Raw genomic sequence first — 7,319 nt, 5'->3', positions numbered from 1 at the left:
AAGAGGGATACCGCGTCGTCCTCGGCTGACAGGCCAAGGGTGGCAAGCTCGGTTATCCAGGCTGCCGGCGGCTTGCGCGAGGTGTAGCGCACTCGCGCTTCGGGAAGCGCGGCTATCGCCCTGAGGTAGTCGAGGCCGCCCAACGCGCCTGACGGCAGGACCAAGCGTGCGCCGCCGTTGCGTGAAGCATCGGTCAGCCTCGCGGCAAGGATCGGATCGGCGAACGCACCGATCGAAGCGATGATGGTCGGGATGCCGGCGTCGAGAAGCGCGGGCACATAAGCGGCCACCGCCTCCTGGCTTGCCGCCTCCACCACCGCCCGGGGGCGCGGACCGATCAGCGCGTCAAGCTGCGTGACAGTGCTGACATTCGCCGGCAAGTCGCGGCGGGTACCTTCGCGCATCAGCGCCACCCAGCAAACCGAGTCCACTGGGAAAGCTGAGACGATCTCGCGCGCGATCGTGCCGAAGCCGATGAGGCCGAGCGTCACCATCCGAGGCTTCTTCAGGGATTCTGCTTCAGGGGATCGAACTTGTCGGCGAGGTCTGCCCCGAACACCGTCTTGCGCTCGATTTCCAGGACGTTTTCGGGGCGCGGGAAATTGGACGGCACACGGTCACCTGGCTTGCGCGGCTTGCCGATCAGGCGAAAGAAATCCTCGAGCCCGTTCGGCACGATCAACCAGATCCAGCGCAGGCGCGTGTCGCCGTCGTTGATGAACATGTGTCGGACATTCTTCGGCAGGAACACCACGCTGTCCGGTTCCAGCGGATATTCCTTGCCGTCGATGACGGCGCGGCCATGGCCTTCGATGACATAGACCGTCTCTTCGTTGCGGTCATGCGTGTGTTCGCGCACATAGCCGCCGGGCGCTACCGACTGCGTGCCCAGCGCGAAGGGGTGCTCCATGCCGACGATGTGCGGCGCGAGCGCCACGTCGATATGGCCGTTTGCGGGAACCGGCTGCCAGTAGCTTTCGCGCGTTTCGGTTCCGGAAACATGGATGCCAGAGGGCGCGGGTGGAAGGTTGGTGTCGTCCATGGCTCTGCCTGTCGAATGGAGCTGCGAAGGTCGTTCGGGCGCGTTGCTGACCTGGAGAGGGTACAGCGCAAAAAGTGTCGACACAATAGTAGACAGATTAAATTTCGTGCCTCTATATAGTGCTGTGTCGATGATGGCAGGGGAATGCCGATGGGCGAGTACGATGTTCTGGTGATCGGTTCGGGATCGGCGGCCTGCTCGGCAGCGCTGCGGGCCGCCAAGGGTGGCCTCAGGGTGCTCGTCATCGAAAAGAGCGAATGGTTGGGCGGCACCTCGGCCATGTCCGGTGCCGGGGTCTGGATACCCGCCAACCATGTCGCGGCCGAAGCCGGCATCGCCGACAGCCGCGAGGATGCGCTCGCCTATCTGCGTGCGGTCGCGCCCGAAGGATGGGAGCAGAAGGAAGATGCGCTCTGGGGCGCTTTCGCCAAGGCCGCGCCGGACATGCTGCACTTTCTGTCCGTCAACACGCCGCTCGATTTTCGCTTGATCAACGAGCCCGATCCCTTTGCCGAAGCGCCGGGCGGGAAACTCTATGGCCGCATGCTCTCGCCGAGGCCGCTCAGCCGCCGTCTCCTCGGCAAGTTTGCGCGGAGTCTGCGCCGCTCCACCTTGCCGCACAGCTTTACCTACCAGGAGATCGTCGACCTCGATCTCTATCACCATCCCATCCGCGCCGGGTTCAAGGTCTGGCCGAAGCTTCTATGGCGATGGCTGACGAATTCCGGCGGCCAGGGCACGGCACTGATGACCGGGCTGATCAAGGGCTGCCTCGATGCCGGCGTCACCTTTCAGCCGGGAACGCGCGCCGTCACCCTGCTTCAGGATCCGGACTCACGCATCGCCGGCGCGGAGGTGGAGAGCAAGGGCCGGCGCACGAAGATCGTCGCGCGCCGCGGCGTCGTCATCGCAACCGGCGGCTTCGAATGGGACGCCGAGATGCGCGCACGCCACTTCCCCGGCGCCTTCGACCGGATCGGCAGCCCGCGCGGCAATGAGGGCGACGGCCAGAAGCTTGCGGCTTCCGTCGGCGCGCAATTGGACCGCATGGATCAGGCGAACGTCTATCCCTGCCTGCCGACGCGCTACCAGGGACAGTCGCACGGCTTGCCGATGACCTTCCAGGCCGAGCCGCATTCGATCGTGGTCGATCGCGAGGGAAAGCGCTTTGTCAGCGAAAACGCCTTCAACATCGGCGAGGCGATCGATGCGCGCGGACCGGATGGCGAGCCCGTCCATCTGCCCTGCTATCTCGTTGGCGATAATCGTTTCCTCAAAACCTCGCTGCCTTTCCGCTGGTATGCCTCCTACGAGCGCGACTGGATCAAGAAGGCCGATACCATCGCTGGCCTTGCCGCCAAGCTCGGGTTGCCGGCGGCGGCGCTGGAGGAGACGATCGCGCGCTGGAACGGCTTTTGCGAGAACGGGCACGATGCGGACTTCCACCGCGGCGATAATGGTTGGGAGGCATACAAGGCGCATGGCCCCGAGAACCGGCTGAAGCCGATCGACAAGGCGCCCTACGTCGGCATGACGATCAATCGCTCGATCCTCGGCACCAAGGGCGGGGCCCGGACCAACGAGCGGGCGCAGGTGTTGAGACCGGACGGCTCGATCATTCCCGGCCTTTATGCGGCAGGGCTTGCGATGGCCAACCCCATCGGCACGCGCGCCGTAGGGGCCGGCACCACGCTCGGCCCGAACCTGACCTGGGGCTTCATTGCGGCCGAGACGATCCTGCATCAGTACAGGTGATCGCGGAAGCCTACATGGCAGACGTCACCGAACCCCAGAAGCACACCGGAGGCATGGGGGTGATCGCCGGAGCCTACGGTCTTGCACGATCGCCGGTGTCGCCCTGGCCTGAACGTCCCGGAAGCGCTTCATGATCATTATTCGGCTGTCGCCGTGAATTGCAGGGAGCCGTAGGGGTGTTGGTGGATGTTTCGTCTTCGCCATCTAGCGGATTGGTTTTTTGATAGTTACGCCCGCTTGTCGTCCGGATGGCCAAGCTCGCAGAACCACCCGCCCAGATACTTCACCGATGGCGCCTTGGGATCCGGAATCTGCGTCTTCGCCTCGACCGCTGCGCGGAATGGCTCGGCGCTGTCTTGCGGGATGAACCCCAGATGGTTGGCGCCGCTGTTGTCGACCATTTTCAGCTTGTTGTCGGATATGCCGAACGAGATTGTGTGCCCGACGCGCGGCGCCGTCAGTGCTGCTTCGACCAGACGCACGCAGTCGGCGAAGGAAAGATACGACCACAGCATGCGTCGGTCGGCCGGTTCGGGAAAGGACGAGAAGATACGCAGGCAAGCCGTCTCAATGCCGAACTTGTCCCAGTAGAGCCGGCTCAGGCTTTCGACGAAATTCTTCGACACGCCGTAGAGGCTGTCGGGGCGCACCGGCGCATCGACGCCGATATGGGCTTCGACTTCATGATAGCCGATGGCATGCACCGAGGAAGCATAGATAATCCGCTTCACGCCGTGTTTCCGGGCGCCTTCGTAGATGTGGTAGGATCCGCGAATGCTGGAATCCAGGATCGTTTGCCATTCGCATTCAAGCGGCGCACCGCCGAAATGCACGATCGCGTCGCAGTCCTTGGTGGCCGCGATTGTCGCCTCCATGTCGGCGAGATCGAAGACCGCTTCTTCCTCGTGAGGAGCAAGATCGCCGAACGGTTCGCGACCCGCCAGGCGGATCGTTTTTGCCAGCGGCACCAGCCCCTTTCGCAGTTCCGAGCCAAGCCGGCCGGCGGCGCCGGTGATCAGGATGCGTTCGTAATGCGGCATGGTCTACTCCACTTGCGCGACGGCGGCGTTGATCCGCGCGATCGCCTCGGCAAGCACCTCCTCGCTGGTGGCGGTGGAGATACGAAAATAAGGTGAAAGTCCGTAGGCAGTGCCCGGCACCGAGGCCACGCGGCCTTCGTTCAGAAGATAGGTCGCCACCGCCGTATCGTCCTCCAGCATGACGCCTTTTGGGGTCCTGCGGCCGATCAGGCTGGCGCAACCGATATAGGCATAGAAAGCTCCTTCCGGCGGCGGCAGCGTCAGGCCGTTGATGCGCCTTATGCCATCGACGACCAGGTTCCTGCGCGCCTCGAATGCATCGCGGAAACGAGCCACCTCGTCCTGCGGGCCATTCAGTGCGGCGACCGTCGCCGCCTGGGCAATCGAGCAGACCGAAGTGACCGACTGGCTCTGGATGATCGACATCGCCTTGACGAGTGGTGCCGGGCCGGCTGCATAACCGACACGCCAGCCGGTCATCGCATAGGCCTTGGCCACGCCGTTGACGATGAGGCTTCGGTCCTTGAGGTCAGGGCAGGCCTTGCCGAAGGATACGAATTCGCGGTTATCGAAGATGATGTGCTCATAGATCTCGTCCGACAGGATGAGCACCTGCGGATGCCTGGCAAGGACAGCGCCAAGCGCCTTGAGATCGTCGGCCGAGTAGACCGCTCCGGATGGATTGCCGGGCATGTTCAGGAACAGCCACTTGGTTCTCGGCCCGATCGCCTTTTCCAAGAGTTCGGGCGTCAGCCTGAAGCCGCCGCTTTCCCTGCATTCGACCGTGACGGGCGTGCCGCCTAGCAGCTTCACCATCTCAGGATAGGAGACGAAATAGGGCGCGGGCAGGATGGCCTCGTCGCCGGGTTCCAGCGTCGCCATCAGCGCGTTGAAGATGATCTGCTTGGCGCCGTTGGCCACGACGATGTCGTCGGCCGTGTAGTCCAGTCCGTTCTCGCGCCTGAACTTCCCGGCCACGGCCTCGCGCACTTCCGGTGAGCCGGCTGCGGCGGTGTAGAGGGTCTGGCCCGCTTTGGCGGCTGCATAGGCCGCTTCGATGATGTGGGCAGGCGTCGGAAAATCAGGTTCGCCAAGGCCAAGGTCGATGACGTCGACGCCTTTGGCCCGTAGCGCCTTGGCCGCCTGCGAGGCGGCCATCGAAGCCGACGGCTTGACCACGGACAGGCGCGAGGAAATGTAGCTCATCGGCTTTTCTCCGAAATATAGCCCCTGGACACGTCCTGTGCCCGCGCCTCCGTACTGCGCCTGGAGGGATCGCCATAGCCGCCACCGCCAGGAAGTTCCAGCACCAGACGACGCCCTGCCGGAACGTGCTGCCAGCCCTTCGGGCGCATCAGCGTGCCATCGTCGAGCCTGACGATGCCGGCTATCCCGTCCTTGCCGCCATCGCGTCCCTTGGCCGGATGCCTGACCCGGTCGAACATGGCGGAAAAATCGAACTCGTGGCCTTCAGTGGCCGCGATTTCGAGGATCTGGCCGAGGCCGCCGCGAAATTCCCCGTCGCCGCCGGAATCGGGACGCAGTTCCTTGCGCCAGATGACGATCGGCCCGGTGTGCTCGGTCGCCTCGATCGGCATGGTATGGACACCGGACGGAAAGGCGGTGGCGGACAGCCCGTCCAACGTCGGGCGGGCCCCCATGCCGCCGGAATTGAACATCAGCACCTCGGCGCGGCGTCCATCGCTCCCGGCGACCGGCCTGACCGAGATGTGGATGTTCCACAGTGCCGCCGCCCCTTCGGCAAGGATCTGGCCCGGCAGCGCCTTGGCCAGCGCGCCCAGCACCAGATCGGGCACCATATGGCCGATGACGTGCCGCAGGGAGACCGGCGCCGGCCGCGGGGCGTTCAGGATGTTGGTCGGCGACGATATAGTGAACAGAGCAAGCGAGGCCGCATTGTTCGGGATCTCCGGCGCCACGACGCATTTCAGGGCGTAGCAGGCATAGGCCTTGCTGTAGATGATCGGAACGTTGATGCCCCATCGGCTTGTCGGATCGGTGCCGGAGAAATCGACATTCAAATGGTCGTCCTCAATCGAGACAGCTGCCACCAGCTTGACCGGCGTATCGTAGCCGTCGGTCACCAACTCGTTCGACCAGGTGCCTTTCGGCAGCGCCTTGATGCGCTCCAGCGTCGCGTCATGCGTGCGCGTGAAGATGAACTCTCCCAGCCTGTCCAGCGATGCCAGGCCGATCTCCTTCATCATGTCGACCAGGCGGCGATGGCCGACCTCGTTGCAGGCGGCCAGCGAATAGAAGTCGCCGACGACCTGGTTCGGCTCGCGCACATTGGCGCGCAGGATCTTCACCAGATCGAGGTTCACCTTGCCGCGCTCGGCGAACTTCATGATCGGGATCTGGATTCCTTCCTCGTAGACTGACTTGCCGTCGGCGCCGAAGCCACGTCCGCCAACATCGACCACGTGCGCGGTGCAGGCGAAGAATGCCACCAGTTCGCCGTTCAGGAACGAGGGCGAGACCATGGTGATGTCATGGAGATGGCCGGTGCCTTTCCAGGGATCGTTGGTGACATAGGTGTCGCCCTCGTACATCTCCTCGCGCGGGATCTCGTTCATGAACTGCAGCACGGCCTCGGCCATGGTGTTCACATGCCCGGGCGTACCGGTCACGGCCTGCGCCAGCATCTCGCCGCGCGGATTGAACACGCCGGCCGACAGGTCGCCCGATTCACGCACCGACGTGGAGAAGGCCGTACGCAACAGGGTCAGCGCCTGCTCCTCGACCACCGAAATCAGGCGATTCCACATCACCTGCATGCGGATTTCCAAGATGTCGCTCATGCCTGGACCCCTTTGCGGATCAGGAGGATCGACCCGTCGCTCTGTAGCGCGGCATCGAAGAGAGTGGTGACGACCGTCGACGTCTCACGCTCGACGATCACCGCCGGACCGCTGATGCGATCCCCTGGCGAAAGGTCGGCGCGTTCGATGATGGCTGAAACCTGGACGGTTCCGGTCGCCGGATCGAAAACCTCGCGCGTTTGCGAAGCGGCGACGGTCCTGGTCCCCATGGTGATCTCGTGCCTTGCGGGCGCCGGCCGCACGTCCTGCGCCTTGACCGACCAGGTGACGATCTCGATTTCCAATCCGTCGAGGCCATCAATGGCACGGCCGAAGAAGCGCGCATAATTGTCCCGGAAGGCGTCCTTGAGGCTCACCTCATCGGCGGGCTTGAACGCCCTGTCGGGCAGCGGCACCGGGATTTCCCAACCCTGGCCGGCATAGCGCATGAAGGCGGTGATCTCGCGGGTGATGGCATTGTTCGTGCCGGCTCGCACGAAGCTCTCGGCGGTCGTCTTCAGCCCGTCGAGCAGCGCATTCACCTCGCATGCATCGAAGCGCGACAGCCGCATCAGCTTGGAAGCCAGCGCCTCGTAGCCGAACGGCGCCTTGAGGAAACCGATGGCCGAGCCGACGCCGGCGCCTTGCGGGACAAGGCAC

At 64.0% G+C, this 7,319-nt stretch carries 5 protein-coding genes and 2 pseudogenes; 1 reads left to right on the top strand and 6 read right to left on the bottom strand.

Annotated elements, in window-relative coordinates; translation table 11 throughout:
* A pseudogene (locus tag EN925_RS15810) lies at positions 1-494 on the bottom strand (hypothetical protein); the annotation flags it as partial.
* Positions 495-505: 11 nt separating this feature from the next.
* Complete coding sequence (locus EN925_RS15805) at positions 506-1,042, bottom strand: cupin domain-containing protein (RefSeq protein WP_127370337.1); 537 nt, start codon at positions 1,040-1,042, stop codon at positions 506-508.
* A 150-nt stretch (positions 1,043-1,192) separates the two neighbouring features.
* Between EN925_RS15805 and EN925_RS15800 the strand changes: the two genes are divergently transcribed.
* Positions 1,193-2,797 (top strand): FAD-dependent oxidoreductase, encoded by a 1,605-nt coding sequence (locus EN925_RS15800; RefSeq protein ID WP_206526334.1) that lies wholly within the window; start codon positions 1,193-1,195, stop codon positions 2,795-2,797.
* A 227-nt stretch (positions 2,798-3,024) separates the two neighbouring features.
* Here EN925_RS15800 and EN925_RS15790 read toward each other — a convergent pair whose 3' ends face one another.
* From EN925_RS15790 to EN925_RS15775, 4 genes and pseudogenes are all read right to left on the bottom strand, one after another.
* Complete coding sequence (locus EN925_RS15790) at positions 3,025-3,837, bottom strand: NAD(P)-dependent oxidoreductase (RefSeq protein WP_127368980.1); 813 nt, start codon at positions 3,835-3,837, stop codon at positions 3,025-3,027.
* A 3-nt stretch (positions 3,838-3,840) separates the two neighbouring features.
* On the bottom strand, positions 3,841-5,043 hold the full coding sequence (locus EN925_RS15785; RefSeq protein ID WP_013530392.1) for a pyridoxal phosphate-dependent aminotransferase: 1,203 nt from the start codon (positions 5,041-5,043) through the stop codon (positions 3,841-3,843).
* On the bottom strand, positions 5,040-6,659 hold the full coding sequence (locus EN925_RS15780; RefSeq protein WP_127368981.1) for a hydantoinase B/oxoprolinase family protein: 1,620 nt from the start codon (positions 6,657-6,659) through the stop codon (positions 5,040-5,042). Before EN925_RS15780 ends, EN925_RS15785 begins: the two co-directional genes overlap by 4 nt.
* Positions 6,656-7,319, bottom strand: a pseudogene (locus tag EN925_RS15775) (hydantoinase/oxoprolinase family protein); the annotation flags it as partial. The gene EN925_RS15780 and the pseudogene EN925_RS15775, both read right to left, overlap by 4 nt.

Origin of the sequence: Mesorhizobium sp. M7A.F.Ca.US.006.04.2.1 (genome assembly GCF_004022915.1) — a bacterium.
In the GTDB taxonomy this organism is placed as follows: Bacteria; Pseudomonadota; Alphaproteobacteria; order Rhizobiales; family Rhizobiaceae; genus Mesorhizobium; species Mesorhizobium ciceri.
Note: the sequence above shows the minus strand (reverse complement) of the source record. Positions and strands in the feature narration are given on the sequence as shown.

What these genes read in the sequence shown, in the direction of transcription:
- EN925_RS15805 (WP_127370337.1), bottom strand. Translation starts at nt 1,042, where the DNA reads ATGGACGACACCAACCTTCCACCCGCGCCCTCTGGCATCCATGTTTCC.
- EN925_RS15800 (WP_206526334.1), top strand. Translation starts at nt 1,193, where the DNA reads ATGGGCGAGTACGATGTTCTGGTGATCGGTTCGGGATCGGCGGCCTGC.
- EN925_RS15790 (WP_127368980.1), bottom strand. Translation starts at nt 3,837, where the DNA reads ATGCCGCATTACGAACGCATCCTGATCACCGGCGCCGCCGGCCGGCTT.
- EN925_RS15785 (WP_013530392.1), bottom strand. Translation starts at nt 5,043, where the DNA reads ATGAGCTACATTTCCTCGCGCCTGTCCGTGGTCAAGCCGTCGGCTTCG.
- EN925_RS15780 (WP_127368981.1), bottom strand. Translation starts at nt 6,659, where the DNA reads ATGAGCGACATCTTGGAAATCCGCATGCAGGTGATGTGGAATCGCCTG.